The sequence below is a fragment of the Litchfieldella anticariensis FP35 = DSM 16096 genome (assembly GCF_000409775.1).
In the GTDB taxonomy this organism is placed as follows: domain Bacteria; phylum Pseudomonadota; class Gammaproteobacteria; order Pseudomonadales; family Halomonadaceae; genus Litchfieldella; species Litchfieldella anticariensis.
This window is the reverse complement of record NZ_KE332391.1, coordinates 462,836-485,112: the sequence shown is the minus strand read 5'-3', so window position 1 is coordinate 485,112 and position 22,277 is coordinate 462,836. Positions and strand designations below refer to the sequence as shown.

24 protein-coding genes are annotated in these 22,277 nt (G+C 60.0%); 15 read left to right on the top strand and 9 right to left on the bottom strand.

Annotation, left to right across the window (positions count from 1 at the left end):
• The first annotated feature begins 19 nt into the window (after positions 1 to 19).
• Genes L861_RS14660 through L861_RS14645 form a run of 4 tightly spaced genes read left to right on the top strand, consistent with a single transcriptional unit; the run spans position 20 to position 3,883 of the window.
• A complete protein-coding gene (locus L861_RS14660) occupies positions 20 to 1,282 on the top strand; it encodes a lanthanide ABC transporter ABC transporter substrate-binding protein PedA1 (RefSeq protein WP_016417247.1) in 1,263 nt (420 codons plus the stop codon).
• Positions 1,270 to 2,280: a PQQ-dependent catabolism-associated beta-propeller protein gene (locus L861_RS14655; protein WP_016417246.1), complete on the top strand. Its 1,011-nt coding sequence runs from the start codon at positions 1,270 to 1,272 to the stop codon at positions 2,278 to 2,280. Before L861_RS14660 ends, L861_RS14655 begins: the two co-directional genes overlap by 13 nt.
• Positions 2,277 to 3,074 carry a lanthanide ABC transporter ATP-binding protein PedB/LutE gene (locus tag L861_RS14650; RefSeq protein ID WP_236617165.1) on the top strand — a complete coding sequence of 266 codons (798 nt, stop codon included), beginning with the start codon at positions 2,277 to 2,279 and terminating at the stop codon, positions 3,072 to 3,074. Before L861_RS14655 ends, L861_RS14650 begins: the two co-directional genes overlap by 4 nt.
• Entirely contained in the window at positions 3,071 to 3,883 is an 813-nt protein-coding gene (locus L861_RS14645; protein WP_016417244.1) for a lanthanide ABC transporter permease protein PedC, read from the top strand. Before L861_RS14650 ends, L861_RS14645 begins: the two co-directional genes overlap by 4 nt.
• Positions 3,884 to 4,000: 117 nt before the next feature.
• On the opposite strand, the gene L861_RS14640 is transcribed toward L861_RS14645, so the two are convergent.
• The 6 genes from L861_RS14640 to L861_RS14615 form a co-directional block, all read right to left on the bottom strand.
• The gene (locus L861_RS14640; protein ID WP_016417243.1) at positions 4,001 to 4,390 is read right to left on the bottom strand and encodes a c-type cytochrome; all 390 of its coding nucleotides are present in this window, start codon (positions 4,388 to 4,390) and stop codon (positions 4,001 to 4,003) included.
• A gap of 6 nt (positions 4,391 to 4,396) precedes the next feature.
• The gene (locus L861_RS14635) at positions 4,397 to 4,735 is read right to left on the bottom strand and encodes a hypothetical protein (protein ID WP_016417242.1); all 339 of its coding nucleotides are present in this window, start codon (positions 4,733 to 4,735) and stop codon (positions 4,397 to 4,399) included.
• 146 nt (positions 4,736 to 4,881) lie between these two features.
• Entirely contained in the window at positions 4,882 to 5,658 is a 777-nt protein-coding gene (locus L861_RS14630) for an ABC transporter ATP-binding protein (protein ID WP_016417241.1), read from the bottom strand.
• A complete protein-coding gene (locus L861_RS14625) occupies positions 5,651 to 6,400 on the bottom strand; it encodes an ABC transporter permease (protein ID WP_021029206.1) in 750 nt (249 codons plus the stop codon). Before L861_RS14625 ends, L861_RS14630 begins: the two co-directional genes overlap by 8 nt.
• Complete coding sequence (locus tag L861_RS14620; RefSeq protein WP_016417239.1) at positions 6,397 to 7,428, bottom strand: ABC transporter substrate-binding protein; 1,032 nt, start codon at positions 7,426 to 7,428, stop codon at positions 6,397 to 6,399. The genes L861_RS14625 and L861_RS14620 overlap by 4 nt, the downstream gene beginning before the upstream one ends.
• A gap of 260 nt (positions 7,429 to 7,688) precedes the next feature.
• Positions 7,689 to 8,060, bottom strand: coding sequence for a hypothetical protein (locus L861_RS14615; RefSeq protein WP_016417237.1), 372 nt, complete (start codon positions 8,058 to 8,060; stop codon positions 7,689 to 7,691).
• A gap of 212 nt (positions 8,061 to 8,272) precedes the next feature.
• Here L861_RS14615 and L861_RS14610 point away from each other — a divergent pair, with 212 nt between their 5' ends.
• The 11 genes from L861_RS14610 (at position 8,273) to tal (ending at position 20,218) form a co-directional block, all read left to right on the top strand.
• The gene (locus tag L861_RS14610; protein WP_016417236.1) at positions 8,273 to 9,232 is read left to right on the top strand and encodes a sugar-binding transcriptional regulator; all 960 of its coding nucleotides are present in this window, start codon (positions 8,273 to 8,275) and stop codon (positions 9,230 to 9,232) included.
• Between the two features lie 131 nt (positions 9,233 to 9,363).
• A complete protein-coding gene (locus tag L861_RS14605) occupies positions 9,364 to 10,680 on the top strand; it encodes an ABC transporter substrate-binding protein (protein WP_016417235.1) in 1,317 nt (438 codons plus the stop codon).
• Between the two features lie 63 nt (positions 10,681 to 10,743).
• Complete coding sequence (locus tag L861_RS14600; RefSeq protein ID WP_016417234.1) at positions 10,744 to 11,634, top strand: carbohydrate ABC transporter permease; 891 nt, start codon at positions 10,744 to 10,746, stop codon at positions 11,632 to 11,634.
• A 15-nt stretch (positions 11,635 to 11,649) separates the two neighbouring features.
• Positions 11,650 to 12,552, top strand: a complete 903-nt coding sequence (locus tag L861_RS14595) for a carbohydrate ABC transporter permease (protein ID WP_016417233.1) — start codon at positions 11,650 to 11,652, stop codon at positions 12,550 to 12,552.
• Between the two features lie 13 nt (positions 12,553 to 12,565).
• Complete coding sequence (locus tag L861_RS14590) at positions 12,566 to 13,711, top strand: ABC transporter ATP-binding protein (RefSeq protein ID WP_016417232.1); 1,146 nt, start codon at positions 12,566 to 12,568, stop codon at positions 13,709 to 13,711.
• Positions 13,712 to 13,722: 11 nt separating this feature from the next.
• The gene (locus L861_RS14585; RefSeq protein ID WP_016417231.1) at positions 13,723 to 14,436 is read left to right on the top strand and encodes an HAD family hydrolase; all 714 of its coding nucleotides are present in this window, start codon (positions 13,723 to 13,725) and stop codon (positions 14,434 to 14,436) included.
• The gene (locus L861_RS14580; protein ID WP_016417230.1) at positions 14,433 to 15,209 is read left to right on the top strand and encodes an L-iditol 2-dehydrogenase; all 777 of its coding nucleotides are present in this window, start codon (positions 14,433 to 14,435) and stop codon (positions 15,207 to 15,209) included. The genes L861_RS14585 and L861_RS14580 overlap by 4 nt, the downstream gene beginning before the upstream one ends.
• A gap of 168 nt (positions 15,210 to 15,377) precedes the next feature.
• Entirely contained in the window at positions 15,378 to 16,001 is a 624-nt protein-coding gene (locus L861_RS14575) for a nucleoside triphosphate hydrolase (protein ID WP_016417229.1), read from the top strand.
• A 139-nt stretch (positions 16,002 to 16,140) separates the two neighbouring features.
• On the top strand, positions 16,141 to 17,625 hold the full coding sequence (locus L861_RS14570) for a mannitol dehydrogenase family protein (protein ID WP_016417228.1): 1,485 nt from the start codon (positions 16,141 to 16,143) through the stop codon (positions 17,623 to 17,625).
• A 121-nt stretch (positions 17,626 to 17,746) separates the two neighbouring features.
• A complete protein-coding gene (xylB, locus tag L861_RS14565) occupies positions 17,747 to 19,234 on the top strand; it encodes a xylulokinase (RefSeq protein WP_027948098.1) in 1,488 nt (495 codons plus the stop codon).
• A gap of 24 nt (positions 19,235 to 19,258) precedes the next feature.
• Entirely contained in the window at positions 19,259 to 20,218 is a 960-nt protein-coding gene (gene tal / locus L861_RS14560) for a transaldolase (protein ID WP_016417226.1), read from the top strand.
• Between the two features lie 14 nt (positions 20,219 to 20,232).
• On the opposite strand, the gene L861_RS14555 is transcribed toward tal, so the two are convergent.
• The 3 genes from L861_RS14555 to L861_RS14545 are packed head-to-tail and all read right to left on the bottom strand — an operon-like array spanning position 20,233 to position 22,249.
• Positions 20,233 to 20,550 carry an AzlD family protein gene (locus L861_RS14555; protein ID WP_016417225.1) on the bottom strand — a complete coding sequence of 106 codons (318 nt, stop codon included), beginning with the start codon at positions 20,548 to 20,550 and terminating at the stop codon, positions 20,233 to 20,235.
• Positions 20,547 to 21,257, bottom strand: coding sequence for an AzlC family ABC transporter permease (locus L861_RS14550; RefSeq protein ID WP_016417224.1), 711 nt, complete (start codon positions 21,255 to 21,257; stop codon positions 20,547 to 20,549). Before L861_RS14550 ends, L861_RS14555 begins: the two co-directional genes overlap by 4 nt.
• A complete protein-coding gene (locus tag L861_RS14545) occupies positions 21,254 to 22,249 on the bottom strand; it encodes an LLM class flavin-dependent oxidoreductase (RefSeq protein ID WP_016417223.1) in 996 nt (331 codons plus the stop codon). Before L861_RS14545 ends, L861_RS14550 begins: the two co-directional genes overlap by 4 nt.
• Positions 22,250 to 22,277 lie beyond the last annotated feature (28 nt).

Sequence of the window (22,277 nt, the reverse complement as noted above, 5' to 3'; positions counted from 1 at the left end):
GCGGACGCGGGGGATCAACATGAAACGGGACGATTGCAGGGGCTGGCACGATGCTGGCGTCCTTGCCTTGCGCCGGTCAGCACGTTGGTTGCTATTGGGGACGGCACTGATGGCACTTGGTGTGCCTGGGTTGGTCAGCGCGCAGGACACCGAACAGGAAACCGAGACCATCACCCTGGGCTATCTGGGGATGGAACGGAACGAGGACCTGGAACCGTTATCGGTGCTCGATCCGGTACTCGACGATGAAGGCATTCAAGGGGCACGCCTGGGAGTCAGTGACAACAACGCCACCGGCCAGTTTCTGGGCCAGGAGTTCGTACTCGTCGAGTCGATCATCGCCCGCGATGGCGACGTGGGTGCTGGGCTGAGCGAATTGGTTGAGCAGGGGGCCGAGTGGATCGTCAGCGGCTTGCCACGCGACGCCTTGGAGAAGGTCATGGCAGATGACGCGCTCGGGGATCGTGTGGTCTTCAATACCGCGGCACCTGACAACGCACTGCGTGGCGAAGCCTGCCATCCCAATCTCTACCACACCACGCCCAGTCGGCGCATGTTGGCCGACGCTCTAGCGCAGTTCCTGGGCTATAAGCAGTGGAACCGCTGGGCCCTCGTTTATGGCAATACCGAGGAAGATCAATTGTTGGCAGAGGCCTTGCGGGAAGCGGCAACACGCTTCAATCACGAGATCGTTGCCGAAAAGATGTGGCCCTACGATCCGATGGCTCGGCGTGCCGAGGGTGGTTTCCATGCCATTCAGCGCGAGATCCCGGTGTTCGTACAGGACTTCGCCGAGCACGATGTGTTGGTGGTTGCCGACGAGAACGACTACTTCGGTGAGTACTTTCCCTACCAGACCTGGCTGCCAAGGCCGGTGGCGGGTACCCAAGGGTTGATGCCAACCGCTTGGCACCGTGCTCATGAGTCATGGGGTGCCGTACAGTTGCAGCGGCGTTTCGAGGAGTTTGCTGAACGCTGGATGACACCCAAGGACTTTGCGGCTTGGCTGGCAGTACGTTCCTTGGGAGAAGCAACGGCGCGTACTGGCTCCGTGGCGCGGGACCAGGTACTCGATTACATGCTTAGCGAGGAGTTCGAATTGGCCGGTTACCTGGGCTTGCCGGTGAGCTATCGCACGTGGAATCACCAACTTCGTCAACCGATTCTGATCACCGGGCCACGCATGGTGGCCTCTGTCTCCCCTCAGGAAGGATATTTGCATCCGCGCACGCCGATGGATTCACTAGGGGCCGATGAGGGAGAGTCGCCATGCCGTTTCTAACACAGTCTTGTCGCCCTGTTCGGTCAGTGATCCGGCGTGCGGCCACCAGTTTCCTGGCCGGAATGTTGCTGTTTCCACTCTCCGCCCAGGCTGAACGCATTTTCGTTTCCAACGAGAAAGACAACACGATATCGGTAATCGATGGTGAGTCGCTGGAGGTGGTCGAGACCATCGATGTTGGTCGTCGGCCGCGGGCCATGGTCCTGGGCCCGGACGGCAATGAGCTATTCGTAGCGGTGGGTGACGACGAGGCCATCGACATGATAGACCTGGAGACGCTGAAGGTGGTGCGCAGTCAGTCGTCCGGTGAAGACCCAGAGGTGATTCGCGTCGATCCAAAGCGTCCCTATATCTACGTCTCGAACGAGGACGACAATATCGTGTCGGTCCTGGATTACGAGCAACGCACGCGGGTGACCGAGATCCCTGTCGGTATCGAGCCTGAAGGGCTGGGAATCAGCCCCGACGGCAAATGGCTGATCGCGACTTCCGAAACCTCGAGCATGGTACATATCATCGATCTCGAGACAATGGAGGCGCTCTATCATCGGTTGGTGGGAGCGCGGCCCCGGCATGTCGAGTTCACTGATAATGGGGCGGAAGCCTGGGTGTCATCGGAAATCGGTGCCACGGTATCGATCATCGATATGCAGGACACCTACGATATCAAGCACACCATCCGCTTCGATGTGCCGGGAGTGCCACGCGAAACCGTCCAGGCAGTGGGTGTGGCGCTGACCTCGGACGGCCGCTATGGTTTCGTCGCACTGGGGCCCTCGAATCGGGTCGCGGTGATCGACCAGCAAACCTACGAAGTTATCGACTATCTTCTGGTGGGGCAGCGAGTTTGGCACTTGGCGCTCAATGCCGACGAAAGCCGTTTGTACACCACCAATGGGGTCAGCGGCGATGTCACCGTCATTGAAGTCGACGGGTTCGAGGCAATCCGCTCGGTCCCTGTCGGACGTTTTCCATGGGGGGTGGTCGTCGAACCGTGAGTCGTGAGATAGCATCGACATCCACTGAGGTAGGGGACGACATAACGGGGCGGCAGGATGTATCGGCCGCCCTGAGTGTGCATGATCTCAGTTTCAGCTACAGCGGCCAGCCGGTGCTGGAGTCGGTGTCCTTCGAGTTGAAGGCCGGTGAGTTCGCAGTTTTGCTGGGCCCCAACGGGGCCGGCAAGACTACCTTGTTCTCTTTGATCACACGACTTTACGACTATCGCCAGGGCGAAATTCGCGTTGGTGGCCTCGACCTGCACCGACATTCGGTCGAAGCCCATGCCCGGATGGGCGTGGTGTTTCAACAACCGACACTGGATATGGACCTCTCGGTGCGGCAGAACCTGAGCTATCACGGTGCCTTGCACGGCATGACACCGGCCGAAGCCAAGCGCCGTGCTTCGCAACAGCTCACCCGTATGGAGATGCAAGGTAGCCTGAACCTGCGGGTGCGGCATCTATCCGGTGGCCAGCGCCGACGTGTGGAAATTGCCCGTGGCTTGCTGCACGAACCACGCTTGCTGTTGCTCGATGAACCTACGGTAGGGCTCGATATTGCATCGCGTCGCGGTTTGGTCGAACACGTGCATCGGCTTTGTCGCGAACAAGGGGTGGCGGTGTTGTGGGCTACGCATTTGATCGACGAGGTCTATCCCGAGGATCGCGTGATCGTGTTGCATCGTGGCCAAGTATGTGCTGATGGCGGGATCGGCGATATCATGGCCCAGACGTCAAGCGACTCGATTGGCGACGCCTTCGATCGACTGACGGAAGGGGAGACGCGATGAGTCTGGCGGCCTATGGACACTGCCTGCGTGGCGTGGTCGGTCGTGAGTTGCTGCGCTTCGTGCACCAGCGTTCACGCTTCGTCGCCGCACTGGTCAGGCCATTGATCTGGCTGTTCGTATTCGCTGCCGGCTTTCGCATGGCCCTCGGCGTGGCCATGACCGAACCTTACCAGACCTACATCCTCTACGAGGTCTACATCGTCCCGGGGCTGGTGGGTATGATCCAGCTCTTCAACGGCATGCAGAGTTCGCTGTCGATGGTCTATGACCGCGAGATGGGCAGCATGCGTGTGCTGTTGGTCAGCCCCTTCCCGCGTTGGTACCTGCTGATCTGCAAGCTGCTGGCCGGAACGCTGGTCTCGATCGTACAGGTCTATGTATTCCTGGCCATTGCCTATTTCTACGGCGTGCAGGCACCGCTGGCAGGTTACGTGCTGATCCTGCCGGCACTGGTGGTGTCCGGCTTCATGGTGGGGGCGTTGGGCATGCTGCTGTCGTCCTTCGTGCGCCAACTGGAGAATTTCGCCGGAATCATGAACTTCGTGATCTTTCCGATGTTCTTCCTCTCCTCGGCACTCTATCCATTGTGGCGCATTCGCGAGGGCAGTTACCTGGTTTATCAGATCGCTTCCTTGAATCCCTTCACCTATGCCGTGGAGATGATTCGCTTCGCAATGTACGAACACTTCAATGCAGAGGCAACGCTGATCGTCGTTGCGACCACTGCGGTACTGCTCGGCTTGGCGATATTGGCCTATAACCCGGCACGCGGCATGATGACCCGCAAGGCAGGCGCCGGCGCTGAGTGAGCACCGGTCACTGACCATGCCCACCCAAGGCCGGCCTGACGGCCGGATCGCGCAGCGGAGCTGCGCTCCCACCGCATCGGGGGACATCCCGGGATATCCGACCATGTACGATGGTCGTTACTCTTCACCAACATGCTCCAGAAATTCGATCAACTGGCGGCGGGGGCGTTCTTCCAGACCCCAAAACACCATGCGGGTGCCGGGTATGAGGGCATCCGGGTCGGTGAGGAAGCGGTCGAGCATTTCGGCAGTCCATACCCATTGCGCGTCCTGTAGAGCAGGGGAGTAGTCGAAGTCCTCGACCTTGCCGGCGCGGCGTCCCACCACGTCATGCAGGCTGGGGCCGGCAATGTGTACGCCAGGTTCCAGCGAGTGGCAGCCCCGGCACTGGTTGCGGAATACGCGCTCGCCCGCTTGCGTTTGGCTATCGGCTACAACGCTGGCAGCGGTCGCAGTGAACAGGATGACACTCAGCAGCTTGGTCAGCAGGGTTGGGAAGCGATGCATAGTCGTTCAGAAGCAGCGCAGGTCGGCTTCTGTTTGTGCGCCACGAAAACGCTCGACGTCTTCCTGCATGCCGCGCTCGGTGCGGAACAGCATGCCCATTTCGCCACGCTGGTCTTGCATGCTCAATATGGTCGTCACCGCCTCGTAATCTTCATAGGGCACCAACTCGGCGATCACATCGATGCTGCAAGAGCATTTCTGCATGGTCAGATAATTCTGGCCGTTGGCTGCCATGCAGCCGAGCACATAATCCACCCGTGCTTCGGTAGGGTAATCGTTGCCTGCTGCCAGGGTCGCGGGTGACAACGAGAGCAGGCAGATCAGGCCCAGAATGGTTATGACCATACCTTTCAGGTGAGTGCACGTGCTTGGAAAAAACGTCTTGTTGTTATGCATACTCCACCTCTGGTGGGATCGGATGGATAGTCGGCTTCCACAGATTTCAAGTTATGGTACATAACGAGGTTTTTCCACCATTCGGCGAGTCGCCTTCATGGCTTGTCTCGGCTCTCGGAAGGCGCGTCCAGCGCTCCGGACAACAGGTCTGGATGGTGGGCGAACAACTGTTCTTGCAGCTTGGCGATTGCCGTGCCTTCTAGTTGCCTAGGGCGCTCCAGTGGCACCACATAGTCCAGTATGATGCGTGCCGGTGGCTCGGACATGAACAGCACACGGTCGGCTAGTGCCAGTGCCTCGCGCAGGTCATGGGTCACGAACAGCACCAGCGGGCGGTCGCGCCTCCACAGTTCCAGTAACGATTCGCGCAGTCGATTGCCGGTTGGCATGTCCAGCGAGACGAAAGGCTCGTCCATCAGTAGTAGCCGGGGGGCGACCGCGAAGGCCCGCGCCAGGGCCACGCGACGCTGCATACCGCCGGAAAGCTGGTTGGGCCAGGCGTCGAGAGCGTGACCGAGTCCCACTTCTTGCAACAGCATCCGTGCTCGATCCCCTTCTGCCTCGGTACCGGACAGCACCAAACGTACATTGTCGAGGGCGCTCAACCACGGCATCAAGCGTGGTTCCTGAAACATCATTCCCAGGCTTTTGGGAGCCTGGGGATGATGGTGAAGGGGGGTTCCATGCCAATGAACGGAACCGTCGAAGTGGGTGTCGAGTCCGGCGATCAGGTGCAATAGGGTGCTCTTGCCCACTCCCGAAGGACCGACCAGTGCCAGAAACTCGCCACGCTGTGCACTAAAGGTGAGATCGCGCAGGATTACTGCCTCTCCGAAACGCTTTTCATCGATGCGAACGTCCAGGTCAGGCATTGCGCCACCTCGTCAGTCGATTCTCCAGGGGCCGCATGATCAGTGCTTCGACCAACAGCACGACGGCAGCGAAGGTGAGGGTATAGGCCAGGATGCTGGTGATATCGAAAAACTGGTAGTAGGAGTACAACTGAAAGCCGACACCATTGCTGCGTCCGAGCAATTCCACCACCAGTACGATCTTCCAGATCAGTGCCAGACCGCCGCGTGCCGCAGCCATCAGGTAGGGATACAACTGTGGAAGATAGACTCTCCACAGCTTGCGCCATGGAGGCAGGCGGTAGGCCTGGGCGACGGCCAACAGGCGGGGATCCACCGCGCGTGCTCCTTCGCGCACCGTGACCACCACGGTGGGGATCTTGTTCAGCGAGACCGCTATCACCGCCGCGACCTCTGTGAGCCCGAACCAGATGTAACACAGGATAATGGTCACCAGGGCCGGAATATTCAGTCCCAGCACTAGGGCGCCATCCAGGGCAATATCGAGCTGTCGGTAACGGCCCATGGCAATGCCGACGGCCGTGCCAATCCCCATGGCCAGCAGGAAACTCACCAGGACCCGCGCCAGAGTGGTCGAAAGGTGGTAGGGCAACTCGCCGCTGAGGCTATGCTGCCAGGCACTGGCCAAGACCTGATGAGGGGCCGGTAGCATCGGGGTACTGGCGATCAGTGCGGCGATGGCCCAGAGTAGGATCAGGCCCAGCAACGAGGCACCGCGTAACGGCCAATGGCGTGATCTCATGGTAGCCGAAAGCCATCCCAGAACACGGCTGGGGCAAGCTGTTTTACATCCCCAGTGAGCGCACCACCGCCTTCCTCGGCCAGCACCGCGAAGAGTTCCCGGGCGGCAGCAATTTCGGCTTCGCCATAGCGCTTGGGAATGCCGGCGCGATAGCCTGCCTTGAGCGCTTCGAACATGGCGTCGTTTTCCGGCTTGACCAGATCGCGCAGCGGCTCCCAGGCGGCATCGTCGGTAGCGAGAATCGCTTTGGCCTGATAGGTGGCCTCCAGGAAGTGACGCAACGCCTCACGGTTTTCATGCGCCCAGCTCTCGTCGAAGACCCAGCCAAGCAAGGGGGGAACCGGGGCGATGCCAAGTTCCTCGAGCATTCCCTCGACAGTCACTAGGGGTTGCATTCCCAACGTCGTGAGGCGGGCATTGTAGTGCCAGAAGTTAACCGCTGCGGTCAGGCGGCCGTCGCGCATCAGGGCATTGATCATTGGCGGAGCGGCGTAGGTGGGCTCGACCGATGCGTCGAGATCGAGGCCATGGACGCGTCGTGCATACGCTCGCAGCAGGATCCAGGTCTTGTCGACCGGCCCACCGGCGATACCCAACTGGCGGCCGGCCAGTTGTTCCACACTGTTGATGCCCGCATTGGGGGCGACCATCACGGCACCCACCGACAACGAATAAGGCGCGAACTGGTAGTGACGGCCGGCATCCCGTTGACGCGCTGCCCATAGCCAGTCGGAGACGACCAGGTCGACTCGCCCACCCTGCAATGCCACGGCTAGTGCATTCTCGGAGGCCAGCGGCACCACCTCGAGTTCCACGTCGTATTCTTCCAACAGGTGGTGGGACTGGACCACCTCCAGTTCCCAACTGACGGTACCGAACTGCAGCACGCCGACTCGCAATGTCTGCGCCTGGAGCGTCGTGCTTCCTAGCCAGCAGAACAAGAGCAGGATGAAACCTACCAAGTGTCGACAGGCTCGATGTCGCGGCCAGTTCGTCGCCAATGACGACAGAAGGCGGAAGAGTGGCATGCATCAGTCTCCGATATCGCAGGCTGGCCTACGAGCTTCTTGTTGTGTTTCAAGTGTAGAAAGATAGCCTGCTATACCATTGACTTACGCACGATATCTTGCAAGGAGACGAAAGCATGACCCGCTCCCCATTCGGCTGCTGCCGGACGGGGAAAGGGCCTTTGGGCGGGTTCTATGACGATATTGGCGAGGAGGATGTCCTGCACTCATTCGCGACGAGTTGAAGGATCCTCGGTAAGTCGTCGTGCTGCTTACCACGTCTAGCGACCATGGTCGCGAGCGTCATCTCTCACTTCGTATTGTCCTTCCAGCACATCCCGGTGACGTCCTGAGTGTTCGTAACGTGCTCCGAAATCATCACCACCGATATCCTCAGCCTGTTCGGCGCGCATGCGTTCCATGCGTTTCTTCATGCGGTAGCGCAGGAAGGGGAGCATGGCCCAGCCGACAAGCAGGAAAAATAGCCCCAACAGGGTGCCGACGATCATCATCACACCGAACAGCAGCCAAGTCAGGATCAGGCGAAATCCGCCGATGCCACCTTGTGGACGAGCCTGCTGCGCTCTCTCGCGCCATTGCTGGGCAGCATACCAAGCGGCATTGCGCTGTCGGTCGTGGCGGGGGTCGGTCATAAGGAACTCCTATGTCGTCGCGACGGCTGTTGCCCGGTAGGTGGAGTGGCTAGGTTGGTAAGTGCCCTTTGGAACTCAGTGAAAGAACATCGTTCCCTTCATTGTGCGTCAAAATCCTTGGCTGTCGATGATGACCGGCGTGGTTATTGTGCATTGCGGGTAGGCTTGCGATGATTCTTGGCATCCAATGCAACCCGGAATGATCGGATCACGTGGATAAATTCGAACTGAAACTGGATCAGGCGGCTCGTGCGGCTTGGTTATCGTACGTCGGCGGACGCACCCAGGACGAGATCGCCAGCCAACTCGGCGTATCGCGCCCCGGCGTACAGCGGCTACTGGCTCTGGCTCGTCAGGAAGGGCTGATCAAGGTGCATATCGATCATCCACTTGCCAACTGCATGGTGATGTCGGATGCCATTCTCAAGCGTTTCGGGCTGGAGTTCTGCGACGTGGTGCCCGCCGATCCTGATGCCGCCGACAGCAGTGCGTATTACTTGGCCGTCGCCGGCGCCGAACGCCTGTCCCGATATCTGGATCGCTCCGAGCCCTTGACCCTGTCGCTGGGAACCGGTCGCTCGGTGCGGGCTATGGTAGAAGCGCTCAGCCGCATCGATCGGCCACAGCACCGCTTCGTATCGCTGGTCGGCAATGTTGCCCGTGACGGCTCCGCGAACCGTTACGATGGGGTCATGGTGCTGGCAGACAAGACCGGTGGCGAGCGCTTCCTGTTGCCGGCACCGGTGGTAGCCGGTTCCGTGGAAGAGAAGGAAGCCATGCTTGGCCAGCGGCTGTTCCAGGCGATTACCGAAGTGGCCAAAGGGGCTGAGGCTGCCTTTATCGGAGTTGGGCGCATCGACCGCCAGGCGACCCTGTTCCAGGACCACTTCATCAGCGAGGCTGAACTCAAGGAATTGCTCTCCCTGGAGGCAGTGGGTGAACTGCTGGGCTGGCCACTCAACCAGTCCGGCGAGGTGATCGATTGCTCCATTACTCGTCGTGTCACCAGCTTGCCGCTCGAAATGTTCCGCAACCAGTCGCTGGTGGCGCTGGCCGGAGGACGTGACAAGGGGCCGGCTATCCTGGCCGCGCTGCGTGGCGGCTGGCTCAAGGGCTTGATCACTGACGAGAATGCGGCGCGCTATATCATCGGTTCCGAAGCGTTGGCCTAAAGTCTAATCCCTGTTTCTTTGCGTTTTTTTGGCTTCTATCCGATCATTTGATCGATGATTGAGTAGATTGATCAAAAACAAGATCGCGACTTTCCACAACAACGCCAAGATTTCTTGAACAGGAGCCAGCCATGAAGTTCACCCGTGCACTCCCCCTTGCCGGCATTGCGGTCGTTGGCGCCACTGCGACTGCCGCGAGTGCCGAGACCATTACCGTGGCCACCGTCAACAATAACGACATGGTCATCATGCAAAGCCTGACCAGCGAGTTTGAGAAGGCGCATCCGAACATCAAACTGGACTGGGTCGTTCTCGAGGAGAATGTACTGCGCCAGCGCCTGACTACCGATATCGCCACCGGTGGCGGTCAGTTCGATGTGATGACCATTGGGACCTATGAGGCACCCATCTGGGCCGAACGCGGTTGGCTGGCCGAGCTCAATGACTTGCCTGAGGAGTATCAGGTCGATGACCTGCTAAAGCCGGTTCGAGATGGCCTGAGCCAGAACGGCACTCTGCATGCATTACCGTTCTATGGCGAAAGTTCGATGATGTTCTATCGTCAGGATCTTTTCGACGAGGCTGGCATCGAGGTTCCCGAGCAGCCGAGTTGGGAAGAGGTCCGCGACTGGGCAAGCCAGCTCCACAACCCGCAGGAAGGAACCTACGGTATTTGTCTGCGTGGCAAGCCGGGCTGGGGCGAGAACATGGCCTTCGTCTCGACCCTGGTCAATACGTACGGCGGTCGCTGGTTCGATATGGACTGGAACCCCCAACTCGATTCCCAGGCCTGGCAGGAAGCCATTAGCTTCTACGTCGACCTGCTGAACAACTACGGCCCTCCCGGCGCCACGTCCAACGGTTTCAACGAGAATTTGGCGCTGTTCTCACGGGGTAATTGCGCTATCTGGGTAGATGCCACCTCAGCTGCAGGCAAGCTCTATGGCGCCGATGAGTCGAAGGTTTCCGACAAGTTGGGTTTTGCCCCGGCTCCGGTTGCCGAAACACCCAAAGGGTCACATTGGCTGTGGTCCTGGGCCTTGGCCATCCCGTCCTCCTCGGAGAAGCAGGATGCTGCCAAGACCTTCGTTACCTGGGCGACTTCGCAGGACTATGTCGAGTTGGTAGGCGAAACCAAAGGTTGGACCAACGTTCCGCCGGGTACTCGTGAGTCCACCTACGAGAATCCTCGATACCAGGAAGCTGCACCGTTCGCTGACTTTGTGCTCAATGCCATTCGTGACGCGGATCCCAACGATTCGACCCTCGAGCCCAGCCCCTACAAGGGAGTGCAGTTCGTCGGCATCCCCGAGTTCCAGTCGATCGGTACCCAGGTCGGTCAGATGGTGGCATCGGCGTTGGCTGGCGACAACACGGTCGAACAGGCCTTGCAAGCCGCGCAAACGGCTACCGAGCGGACCATGAAGCGCGCCGGTTACCTGGATTGATGCGTTTTCCTTGGCCGGGGTTCGCCTCGGCCGCTACCACCCCAACGTTTGCGGTAAACGATCATGAACAAGACACGAGCCTCCGGGCGTACCGTCGGGGGATTTCGCACCCTGTCGCTGCAAGCCCCCGCGGTCACCCTGCTGCTACTGTGGATGTTGGTGCCACTGGGCATGACCCTGTGGTTCTCCCTCCAGCGCTACAACTTGTTGATGCCCGGTATGACCGGCTTCGCCGGGCTGGAAAATTATGAATACTTACTCACCGATCCGGCACTGTGGAAGTCGATGGGCAACACGCTGCTGCTGGTTGGTTGGGTGCTGGTTATCACCGTGGTCGGCGGTACTCTGCTGGCGGTGCTGTTCCAGCAGGAGTTTCCGGGACGCGGCGTGGCCCGGGTGCTGGCAATCTCGCCGTTTTTCGTCATGCCAACGGTCAGTGCCCTGGTATGGAAGAACATGATGATGCACCCGAGCAATGGCGTGCTGGCCTGGCTGGCCGAGTCGATCGGATTGCCTGCTCTCGACTGGTTCTCTTCATTGCCGTTGACCTCGATCGTGATCATCGTTGCCTGGCAGTGGTTGCCGTTTGCACTACTGATCCTGCTCACCGCGATGCAGTCGCTGGACGACGATCAAGTGGAAGCGGCACGCATGGATGGTGCAGGACCCGTGGCGATCTTTTTCTTCATCACTCTGCCGCATCTCAAACGGGCGATCAGTGTGGTGATCATGATCGAGATGATCTTCCTGCTGACCGTTTTCGCTGAGATCTTCGTTACCACTTCCGGTGGTCCAGGCCTGGCAACCACCAACCTGGCTTATCTGATCTATATCCGTGCGCTGCTCGACTTCGATGTCGGGACTGCCTCCGCCGGTGGGGTGATTGCCATCATCCTGGCCAACATCGTCGCCATCTTCCTGGTTCGGATGGTGGCCAAGAATCTGGAAAGCTAGCGCGGGGAGCCTCCCATGACGACTGTAAGAAACAAGCAACTCAGCTCTACGCCGAATGCTGGTCTGGCAACCGCCACGCAGGCCCCTGGACGGCCATTGGTGACGACGGTAAATACCAAGCGGCTACTGCTGACGGCACTGGGCTGGGTGGTTGCCGGAACGATCTTTTTCCCCATCTTCTGGATGGTCTTGACCGGGTTCAAGACCGAGGCAGCGGCTATCGCTGATCCCAGCCTGATCTTCTCACCGACCCTGGACAGCTATATCGAGGTACAGCAGCGGGCCGATTACTTCAAATTCGCCATGAACAGTGTGGTGGTGGCCTTCGGTTCGACGCTGCTGGCGCTGCTGATTGCCATCCCGTCGGCCTATTCCATGGCCTTCCTGCCCACCAAGCGGACCAAAGGTACGTTGCTGTGGATGCTGTCCACCAAGATGCTGCCACCGGTCGGGGTGCTGGTGCCCATTTACCTGTTGTTCCGTGATTTCGGCCTGCTCGATACCCGCACCGGGCTGACCATTGTCTACACGCTGATGAACCTGCCGATCGTGGTGTGGATGCTCTACACCTTCTTCAAGGACCTGCCCAAGGACATCCTCGAGGCGGGTCGTATGGACGGAGCCAGCACATTCCAGGAGGTGATTTTCCTGCTGATGCCGTTGACCCTGCCGGGCATTGCCTCAACAGGCTTGCTGTCGGTCATCCTCAGTTGGAACGAAGCGTTCTGGAGCCTCAACCTGACCTCCTCGCAGGCAGCACCGTTGACCGCCTACATCGCCTCCTTCTCGAGCCCCGAAGGGCTGTTCTGGGCCAAGCTCTCCGCTGCCTCGACCATGGCCATCGCACCGATCCTGGTGTTCGGCTGGTTGACCCAAAAACAGATGGTTCGCGGTCTCACATTCGGCGCCGTCAAATAACGAGGATTCCCTTATGGCAACGCTACAACTCAAACAGATCGTCAAGAGCTTCGACGACACCCAGGTCATCAAGGGGGTGGATCTCGAGGTCAACGATCGTGAATTCGTGGTTTTCGTCGGCCCCTCGGGCTGTGGCAAATCGACCCTGCTGCGCATGATCGCAGGGCTGGAAAGCACGTCGGACGGGGATATCGTCATTGACGGGCAGCGCATGAACGACGTGGGGCCGGCCGACCGCGGCCTGGCCATGGTGTTCCAGAGCTATGCCCTCTACCCGCACATGACCGTCGAGGACAACATGGGCTTCAGCTTGCGTCTGGCCGGAGTGCCAAAGGACGAGCGCCGTCAGAAGGTGCTCGAAGCGGCGCGCATCCTGCAACTCGAGCCATTGTTGGACCGTAAACCCAAGGCGCTGTCCGGGGGGCAGCGACAGCGCGTGGCGATTGGCCGCGCCATCGTGCGCAATCCCAGCATCTTCCTGTTCGATGAGCCGCTCTCCAACCTCGATGCGGCACTGCGCGTGCAGATGCGCATCGAACTGGCGCGTCTGCATGAGGAACTCGATGCCACCATGATCTACGTCACTCACGATCAAATCGAGGCCATGACCATGGCCGACAAGATCGTGGTCCTGCAGGGTGGGGTGATCGAACAGGTCGGCTCGCCGATGGAGCTTTATCACCATCCCCGCAACCGCTTTGTGGCCGGTTTCATCGGCTCACCGAAGATGAATTTCCTCGATGTCCAAGTCGTCGAGGCCGGTGCTGAGGGCGTCAGCGTTTGCTTGCCCGGTGGCGCCGTCACTCAGGTGCCAGTGGAGGGCAAGGATCAACGTGTCGGTGCTTCATTGGAACTGGGCATCCGTCCCGAGCACTTGGTACTTGACGACGAGGGGGCATTGACAGGGCAAATCCAGGTTCTCGAACGCCTCGGAGGCCAGACCTCGCTGTATGTCCAGATGGGCGAGCTGATGGTCACCATCATGGCCGACGGCGATGTTGCTCACCGTGTGCATGACAAGGTGAATTTTGGCTTTGAAGCGGGGCGAGCCCATCTCTTCGATGCCGATGGGATGGCTCTGCCCAGCCTTCACCAGCATCCCCTGGCCGGCCTTCGCCGTCAGGACAACCGGGTGTCATCCGAAGCTAGCGACCAGTGACGGGAGCGCCCATGGAAACCCTGATATTCGATTGTGACGGCGTACTGGTGGATAGCGAGGCCATTGCCGAGGCGACACTGATTGAACGTCTTGAGCAGTGGCTGCCGGATATCCAGCCCGAGACGGTCTTGCGCCAGGCATTGGGTATGACCACGGAGAACATTCTTGCGTATATCGAACGGCATAGTATCCACTCGCTGCCTGACGATGCCCTGGAACTGATCGATACCGCCATCGAAGCTCGCCTTGCCCAGGAACTGCAAGCGATCGAAGGCGTCGCGACAGTCCTGTCCAGTCTCGAACTGCCTCTGGCTATCGTCTCCAACAGCAGTCGCCGGCGTGTGCTGGCGTCACTGGAGACCACGGGGTTGAATGCCCGGCTCGGCGAGGTGCCGCTGTTTACCGCCGAGCAGGCTGAGCGGCCCAAGCCTGCTCCCGATGTTTACCTGCTGGCGGCACGTAGCATGGGGTGTCGGCCACGGGATTGCCTGGTGGTCGAGGACAGTGTCTCTGGCGTCGCGGCTGCGCATGCCGCGGGCATGACAGTGATAGGTTTCACCGGGGCCAGTCATATCGAAGATGGCCATGCCCGGCGACTCACCGAGGCCGGAGCATGGCGGACCTTGTCGGGGATGCATGGTCTGGAAGAGTTGATCGAGCACTGGCGGGAAGAGCGCGAACGTTCAGTACTCCAAGGATCCACCCAGGAAGGAAATACACGATGAAACTCAAAGAAAAAACTGCCGTCATCACCGGTGGTGCGCGTGGCATCGGATTGGCCATCGCGGAACGCTATCTCGCCGAGGGCGCACGAGTCGTGGTCGCCGATATCGACACCGCTGCCATCGACGAGGCCGTAGCACAGCTCGCCGGAGGTGATCGGGTACTGGGCATGCGCCTGGATGTCTGCGATAGCGCCTCGATCGATGCCCTCGTCGAGGAGACCACTCAGCGTTTTGGTGGCATCGACATTCTGGTCAATAACGCCGCTGTATTCGACATGGCGCCGGTGTTGGAGGTCACCGAGGCAAGCTACGACAAGCAGTTTGCCGTCAATACCAAGGGGCTGTTCTTTACCCTGCAGGCCGTGGCTCGTGCCATGGTCGAGCAAGGCCAGGGCGGCAAGATCATCAACATGTCCTCTCAGGCTGGGCGTCGCGGCGAACCCTTGGTCAGTACCTATTGCGCCTCCAAGGCAGCGGTGATCAGCCTGACCCAGTCGTGCGGACTGGACCTGATCAAGCACGGTATCAACGTCAACGGCATTGCGCCGGGCGTGGTCGACACCCCGATGTGGGACGAGGTCGATGCCTTGTTCGCCCTCTACGAGAAGCGTCCGCTCGGTGAGAAGAAACGCTTGGTGGGGGAAGCGGTGCCGTTCGGTCGCATGGGCCGCCCCGAGGACCACGCCGGGGCCGCGGTATTTCTGGCCAGCGATGACAGCGATTACGTCGTCGCTCAGACGTTGAATGTGGACGGCGGCAATTGGATGAGCTGAAGACATTGTCCGAAAACTAGCTGCGCTCGACCATACGGCGTTAAAAATCGACTCAAAGACCTCATTTACAACACGTAAACTTCGCCTTCTCGTCGATTTTTGCCTTGTCTGGTCATCGCTCGTCGCCTTTTCGAACAAGCCTTATCTTATAAGGTAGGGAGAACAACAATGAATCCCAATATTCATGATTTGGCCGTGCGGATTTTGGAGGCGGCGGGCAATCGTCAACGCTTCGTCGTGGCCTTGGCGGGACCGCCCGGCGCTGGCAAGTCGTTTCTCTCGGAATGGCTGTGCCGGGAACTCAACGAACGCCAGCCTGGCATTGCCTCCGTGGTACCGATGGACGGCTATCACCTCGATAACGCCATTCTCGAGCCTCAGGGGCTATTGCCGATCAAAGGAGCTCCCGAGACTTTCGACCCTGATGGACTCAAACACGATCTCGAGCGTATCCGCCGTGCCGATCGAATCGTTGCCGTGCCGATATTCGATCGACCCCTGGATCTGGCTCGTGCCGGCGGTCGTCTGATCACGTTGGAGCATCGCATCGTCATCGTCGAGGGCAATTACCTGCTGCTGGATCAAGAGCCCTGGCCAGCACTACGCGATCTGTTCGACATGACGCTGTTCCTTGAGGTACCTGACGAAGTGCTCGAGGCGCGCCTGATCCAACGCTGGTTGGGAATGGGGCAGGACCAGCAAGGGGCGCTGGAGCGCGCTCGTCACAAGGACATGCTCAATGCCCGTCTGATCAAGACGAGATCGACTGAGCCCGATGTGATCTGGCGCTAGGGGGAAGCGGACTGAATGCCTATGGGACGCCATCGCTTCACTGTGGGCTCGTGGCCTGTTCGTCGATTCAGTTAGCAACACCTCAACATCCTGTTTTTCGTAGTCATTTTTATTGCCGCTTGCGGCAAGGAGTGCCCTTATGATCGCTCTTAACGCTCTCAACTACGGCAACCTGGACAAACTCGATCCCAGGGTTGCCATTCCCAACTACGATCGCCGTAGCGTCACTCCGGGAATCGTCCACTTTGGTGTCGGCGGTTTTCACCGCGCCCACCAGGCCATGTACCTGGATGACCTGATGAACCGCGGTCAGGCGCTGGACTGGGGGATCGTCGGGGTCGGCGTAATGCCGGGCGATCGTCGCATGCGGGAAATACTGGCAGCCCAGGATCATCTCTATACCTTGGTGGTCAAGCACCCCGATGGCCATTACGAGCCGCGGGTGATCGGTTCGATCGTCGATTACCTGTTCGCGCCGGACGACCCTAAGGCGGTGATCGAGATGATGGCCGACCCGGGCATTCGCATCGTTTCGCTGACAGTGACCGAGGGTGGCTACAATTTTCATCCGGTCAGTGGTGAGTTCAACTTCGACAATCCTGACGTGCAGCACGACCTGGCCAATCCCGACGTGCCGAGAACCTCCTTCGGCCTAATCGTCGAGGCACTTAGGTTGCGTCGCGAGCGGGGAGCGGCGCCATTCACGGTGATGTCATGTGACAACATCCAGGGTAATGGTGAAGTCGCTCATCGCATGTTCACGGCCTACGCCCGACGTCGCGACGCAGACTTGGGCGCTTGGGTCGAAGCTGAGGTGCCGTTTCCCAACTCGATGGTCGACCGTATCACCCCCGTGACCACATCTCCCGATATCGAGGAACTGGCCAGTCGCTTCAACGTCGAGGATGCCTGGCCGGTGGTCTGCGAGCCTTTCACCCAATGGGTGCTGGAAGACCGCTTCGCCAGCGGGCGTCCGGCCTTCGAGGAGGTGGGCGTGCAGGTAGTCGACGATGTCGAGCCCTATGAACTGATGAAGCTGAGATTGCTCAACGCCAGCCACCAGGCGCTGTGCTATTTTGGCTATCTGGCAGGCTTCCACTATGCCCACGAGGTTTGTCAGGATCCCTTGTTTGTCAATTTCCTGCTCGACTACATGACACGCGAAGCTACGCCAACACTGGCGCCGGTCCCAGGTGTGGACCTGGAAGTCTATCGCCATACCCTCATCGAGCGCTTTGCCAACCCCGAGATCAAGGACACCTTGGCCCGCCTGTGTGCCGAGAGCTCCGACCGTATTCCCAAATGGTTGCTACCCGTCATTCGTGAGCAGCTCGCCCATGAAGGGGAGATTCATCGTGCCGCCGCCGTGGTGGCGAGCTGGGCACGCTATGTCGAAGGCAAGGACGAGCAGGGCAAGCCGATCGAGGTAGTCGACCGCTTGAAGGACGAACTAGTGGCGATTGCCGCCAACAACCGGCATCAACCGACCACCTTCATCGACAACCGAGAGCTGTTTGGCGATCTGGGCAGCGATGCCCGCTTTCGTAAGGCCTACCTCGAAGCGTTGGGACGACTACATGGCAAGGGGGCACGTGCTACCGTGGAGGCCTTGGTCAAGTGCTAGATACGCTAGATACCATCTCTGCTGAGCGTCGCTCGCCGACTTTTCGTATAAGACCTAGGCTTGTTACACCATCGTCGTGACCGCGAGCATGATGAATCGTGGCCTGGAAGAGGAACGCAAGATGTACGTTGGGGTTGATTGCGGCACACAGAGCACTAAGGTGGTGGTGGTCGATGTCGAGGGGGAAACCATTCTTGGCGAGGCGCGTCGGCCTCATCACCTGATCGAAGGTGACAACGGACGCCGCGAACAGCAGCCCAGCGAATGGTTGGATGCCTTCCGAGGCGCTTTTCAGGAAGCCGTGACCAATGCCGGAATCGATAGTCGAGCGATTCGTGCCATCGGTGTCTCTGGCCAACAGCATGGGATGGTGGCGCTGGATGCGTATGGCGAGCCCGTTCATCCCGCCAAGTTGTGGTGCGATACCGAAACCGCGGTAGCTAACACCGCCTTGGTCGAGCGGCTCGGTGGCGAGGCCGGTTGCCTAGACAAGCTGGGGCTGGTGCTGCAGACCGGCTATACCGCCTCTAAAGTCGCCTGGTTGCGTGATGTCCAACCAGACGCTTACCGCCGCATCGACAGCTTGCTGTTGCCCCACGACTATTTGAACTTCTGGCTGACCGGAGAGTGTGTCGCCGAGGCCGGTGATGCGTCGGGAACCGGCTACTTCGATACCCGCACACGCCGCTGGCGCGATGATGTATTTGCTGAAATTGCCCCCGAGCTGGATGCCGAGCGAGTGTTGCCGCGACTGATTGAGTCGTATGAGCCCGCCGGAGTGGTTCGCCCCGGGTTGGCTCGAGAGCTGGGGTTGAGCGATGAGGTACTGGTCGCCAGCGGCGGGGGCGACAACATGTTGGGGGCGATCGGGACCGGCAATATCGCTCCGGGACTGGTGACCCTGAGCCTGGGGACTTCGGGTACGGTATGTGCTTATTCCCGCGAGCCGGTGCGTGCCGAAAGTGCCATGGTCGCCAATTTCTGTGCCAGCCACGGTGGCTGGCTGCCATTGATTTGCACCATGAACGTGACGTCGGCTACCACCCTGGTACGCGAGTTGTTCGGTCTCGACCTGGCGGCCTTCGGCGAGCGAATCGACAATGCGCCAATCGGTGCCGAGGGCGTCACTATCCTGCCGTTCTTCAATGGCGAGCGGGTACCAGCCTTGCCACATGCCTCGGCCAGCTTTCTGGGATTGACCAGCGTCAATACCACCCAGGCCAACTTGTGCCGTGCGGTAGTCGAAAGCGCGACCTTCGGCATGCGCTATGGTCTCGAACTTCTTGGTGACCTGGCCAAGGGTGCCAGCCAGATCCGGTTGATCGGTGGTGGAGCCAAGAGCCCCGTGTGGCGTCAGATGGTTGCCGATATCACTGGAACCCAAGTCATCTGCCCTGAGATCACCGATGCCGCAGCATTGGGCGCAGCCTTGCAGGCAGCGTGGTGTCATCAGCGGGGAGCAACGTCGCTAGAGGCGCTCTGTAAACGCCTGGTGCACCTGGACGAGGGGTCGCTTGCCAATCCCGAGCCCATGCGAGTCGAGGCGTATCAGGAAATCTATACTCGCTATCGCCAGGCACTTGCCGCACGACATGAGATTCCGGCTTGAATCCACTTTTCCGGGAGGTTGTTCATGACGACCCGACTCGAAGCTCTCAAACGCCATTCACTAGTAGTGGCCGATACCGGCGATCTCGATGCCATTCGCCGCTACCAGCCTCAGGATGCCACGACCAATCCATCCTTGCTGCTCAAGGCTTTCGATTTGCCGAGCTATCAGGCATTGATCGATGAAGAGCTGAGCGCTGTCAAGGCCGAAGGTGGCGATCGCCAGTTCCAGGTCGAGCACGGAGTGGATCGGCTCGCTGTAGTCAAGGGCAGTGAAATCGCCAAGTTGATCCCCGGGCGGGTATCTACCGAGGTGGCCGCCAAGCTCTCGTTCGATACCCAGGCCAGCATCCGCAAGGCTCACGAACTGATCGAACTCTACGAGCGGAGGGGGGTGGGCCGCGAGCGGATATTGATCAAGCTGGCGTCTACATGGGAGGGAATTCGTGCCGCCGAGGAATTGGAGCGAGACGGCATCAACTGCAACTTGACGCTACTGTTCAGTCAAGCCCAGGCCCAGGCCTGTTTCGATGCCGGGGTATTCCTGATCTCGCCGTTCGTCGGCCGGGTTACCGATTGGTACAAGAAGGAAAGCGGGCGTGATTATGCTCCGGAAGAGGATCCCGGCGTGTTGTTCGTGCGTCGTGTCTGCCAACGTGCCGGGCAAGGCGGTTATGACACTGTGGTGATGGGAGCGAGCTTCCGCACCGTTGGCCAGGTGCTGGCACTGGCAGGCTGTCATCGCCTGACCATTTCACCAGCGCTGCTCGAGGAACTGGCCAGCACCGAAGGAGGGGTGGAGCGCCAGGTGGATTTCCCGGCCGCCAGTGGCGAGCGTCCGGCATTACTGACTGAGCCCGTCTTCCGTTGGGGGCACAACCAGGATGCCATGGCCAACGACAAGCTGGCCGAGGGTATTCGGCGCTTTGCCGACGATCAAGCCAGCCTTGAGGATCGAATTGCCGAGCGTCTGGACTCTCTTTGAGCAACGCCTAGCCATCATAGGCTGATCCACCATCTCCACAGTGCGGCGGTGATGATCCCGGCTGCGATTGCCGCCAGCGGCTTGCGGATGACGAGCATCACGATCAGGGTGGCTAGCAGTGCTAGGCGTGCCGCACTGTCGCCGTGGACGGCCATAGGGGTAATCACCGCCACCAGTACCGAGCCGGCCATGGCGTTGATGAAGCGTTCGACCTTGGGACCGATAGGGATGCGCGACATTACCAGCACGCCGCCGGCGCGCGTCAGGTAGGTGACAAGCGCCATGATGACAATGGCAGCGAGCGCTCCGGCAGGAGTCACGGGCAGGTTCATGCCGATGCCTCCTGCTCGTGCGGCTTGTCGGGTACCAGCAGGCCGGCCACGCCACCGGCCAGGGCGCCAACGATGACGTGCGAGTTTTCCGGTAGCCATGCCATCGCCGCCAGTGCGCTGAGCGCTGCTACGCTCCATGGCACCAACATCGACAGGTCGCGCTTGCCACCGACCAGCATGGCCAGCAGGAAGCAGCCCATGATCACATCGAGCCCATAGCGCTCGGGGTCGGTGATACCACTGCCGAACACCACCCCCATCAGCGTGCCGATCATCCATGCCAGCCATATCGCGAGGCCGCCGCCGACCAGCATGCCGACATTGGTCTCGCCACGTTGGTAGTCCGCTGCTGCCATCGCCCAGTTGGCGTCGCTGAGCACCGTCAGGCTGGCATAGCGCTGACGCGTGGGCAGGTGGCGTAGCCAGGGGTAAAGCGCGGCACCCATCAGCAGGTGGCGGGCGTTGATGGCGAAAGTGGTGGCGATCAGTGCGATCAGCGGAATCTGCGGCCCCCACAACTCCAAGGCCGCGAACTGCGACGCACCGGCGAACACCAGAGCGCTCATGAGCAGGGTCTCGAGCCCCGACAAGCCGCGTTGCAGTGCCGCCACGCCGAAGGCGAGCCCGAACACGATCACGAACAGTGATAGCGGTGCCATGCGTTTGAGACCGGATACGATACCGGCCAAGTCGAGTTGAGCGCTCATCCTTCCCATACCTCGGCAATGATCTCGTAGCTACGTAAGCGATCCTGATGTGCATAGACATCAGTGGTGAGCATCAACTCATCAGCTTGCGTGCGTTCGAGAATGTCCTCCAGGCCCGCACGTATCGTCTCGGGGCCGCCGATCACTGCAGCACCGAGGAACTGGGCAACTTGGGCCTGTTCCTGGGGAGTCCAGTCGAGCCGTTCGACCGGTGGCAACGATTGTGTACGCTTGCCGCGGATCAGATTGAGGAACTTCTGTTGCGCGGTGGTAGCCAGATATTGTGCCTGGTCGTCATTGTCGGCAGCAATCACCGGCATTCCGATCATGGCATAGGGTGAGTCGAGTACCTCGGAGGGCTGGAAGTGGTCGCGATACAGCCGCAGTGCCTCGAACAGATAGCCCGGCGCGAACTGCGCGGCGAAGGCAAACGGCAGCCCCAGTCGTGCTGCGAGCTGTGCAGAGTAACCACTGGAACCCAGCAACCACAAAGGCACTCGGGTGCCCTGGCCGGGCACGGCCTTGACCCGCTGCTCCGGTGTGGCATCGCCCACATAGCGCTGCAACTCGGCTACCTGCTTGGGGAAATCGCTGACCCCCGAATAGGGATCGCGCCGCATGGCGGCCATGGTCTCACCATCGGAGCCCGGGGCACGGCCCAGACCGAGGTCGATACGCCCGGGGTAAAGTGTCTCCAAGGTGCCGAATTGCTCGGCGATCACCAGTGGCGGGTGATTGGGCAACATGATGCCCCCGCTGCCGACGCGAATGCGCGCGGTATGGCCTGCGACATGGCCAATCAACACGGCAGTGGCAGCACTGGCTATGCCATCGATGTTGTGATGTTCGGCCAGCCAATAGCGGGTGAAGCCCAGGCGTTCGGCCTGTTGGGCCAAGCTTACCGTCTCGCGGAAGGTATCGGCGATGGTGCCACCCTGGCGGATCGGGGCCAGGTCGAGAACGGACAGCAGGGTCGATGAGAGTCGGCTCATATCAGCACCTGATGAAGGATAGATTATT

Excerpts from the sequence above, each read along its gene's own strand:
- L861_RS14555 (WP_016417225.1), bottom strand. The coding sequence starts at position 20,550 with ATGAACCTGCCCGTGACTCCTGCCGGAGCGCTCGCTGCCATTGTCATC.
- L861_RS14550 (WP_016417224.1), bottom strand. The coding sequence starts at position 21,257 with ATGAGCGCTCAACTCGACTTGGCCGGTATCGTATCCGGTCTCAAACGC.
- L861_RS14570 (WP_016417228.1), top strand. The coding sequence starts at position 16,141 with ATGATCGCTCTTAACGCTCTCAACTACGGCAACCTGGACAAACTCGAT.
- tal (WP_016417226.1), top strand. The coding sequence starts at position 19,259 with ATGACGACCCGACTCGAAGCTCTCAAACGCCATTCACTAGTAGTGGCC.
- L861_RS14595 (WP_016417233.1), top strand. The coding sequence starts at position 11,650 with ATGACGACTGTAAGAAACAAGCAACTCAGCTCTACGCCGAATGCTGGT.
- xylB (WP_027948098.1), top strand. The coding sequence starts at position 17,747 with ATGTACGTTGGGGTTGATTGCGGCACACAGAGCACTAAGGTGGTGGTG.
- L861_RS14630 (WP_016417241.1), bottom strand. The coding sequence starts at position 5,658 with ATGCCTGACCTGGACGTTCGCATCGATGAAAAGCGTTTCGGAGAGGCA.
- L861_RS14605 (WP_016417235.1), top strand. The coding sequence starts at position 9,364 with ATGAAGTTCACCCGTGCACTCCCCCTTGCCGGCATTGCGGTCGTTGGC.
- L861_RS14655 (WP_016417246.1), top strand. The coding sequence starts at position 1,270 with ATGCCGTTTCTAACACAGTCTTGTCGCCCTGTTCGGTCAGTGATCCGG.
- L861_RS14645 (WP_016417244.1), top strand. The coding sequence starts at position 3,071 with ATGAGTCTGGCGGCCTATGGACACTGCCTGCGTGGCGTGGTCGGTCGT.
- L861_RS14640 (WP_016417243.1), bottom strand. The coding sequence starts at position 4,390 with ATGCATCGCTTCCCAACCCTGCTGACCAAGCTGCTGAGTGTCATCCTG.
- L861_RS14590 (WP_016417232.1), top strand. The coding sequence starts at position 12,566 with ATGGCAACGCTACAACTCAAACAGATCGTCAAGAGCTTCGACGACACC.
- L861_RS14660 (WP_016417247.1), top strand. The coding sequence starts at position 20 with ATGAAACGGGACGATTGCAGGGGCTGGCACGATGCTGGCGTCCTTGCC.
- L861_RS14635 (WP_016417242.1), bottom strand. The coding sequence starts at position 4,735 with ATGGTCATAACCATTCTGGGCCTGATCTGCCTGCTCTCGTTGTCACCC.
- L861_RS14545 (WP_016417223.1), bottom strand. The coding sequence starts at position 22,249 with ATGAGCCGACTCTCATCGACCCTGCTGTCCGTTCTCGACCTGGCCCCG.
- L861_RS14625 (WP_021029206.1), bottom strand. The coding sequence starts at position 6,400 with ATGAGATCACGCCATTGGCCGTTACGCGGTGCCTCGTTGCTGGGCCTG.
- L861_RS14620 (WP_016417239.1), bottom strand. The coding sequence starts at position 7,428 with ATGCCACTCTTCCGCCTTCTGTCGTCATTGGCGACGAACTGGCCGCGA.
- L861_RS14580 (WP_016417230.1), top strand. The coding sequence starts at position 14,433 with ATGAAACTCAAAGAAAAAACTGCCGTCATCACCGGTGGTGCGCGTGGC.
- L861_RS14585 (WP_016417231.1), top strand. The coding sequence starts at position 13,723 with ATGGAAACCCTGATATTCGATTGTGACGGCGTACTGGTGGATAGCGAG.
- L861_RS14615 (WP_016417237.1), bottom strand. The coding sequence starts at position 8,060 with ATGACCGACCCCCGCCACGACCGACAGCGCAATGCCGCTTGGTATGCT.
- L861_RS14575 (WP_016417229.1), top strand. The coding sequence starts at position 15,378 with ATGAATCCCAATATTCATGATTTGGCCGTGCGGATTTTGGAGGCGGCG.
- L861_RS14600 (WP_016417234.1), top strand. The coding sequence starts at position 10,744 with ATGAACAAGACACGAGCCTCCGGGCGTACCGTCGGGGGATTTCGCACC.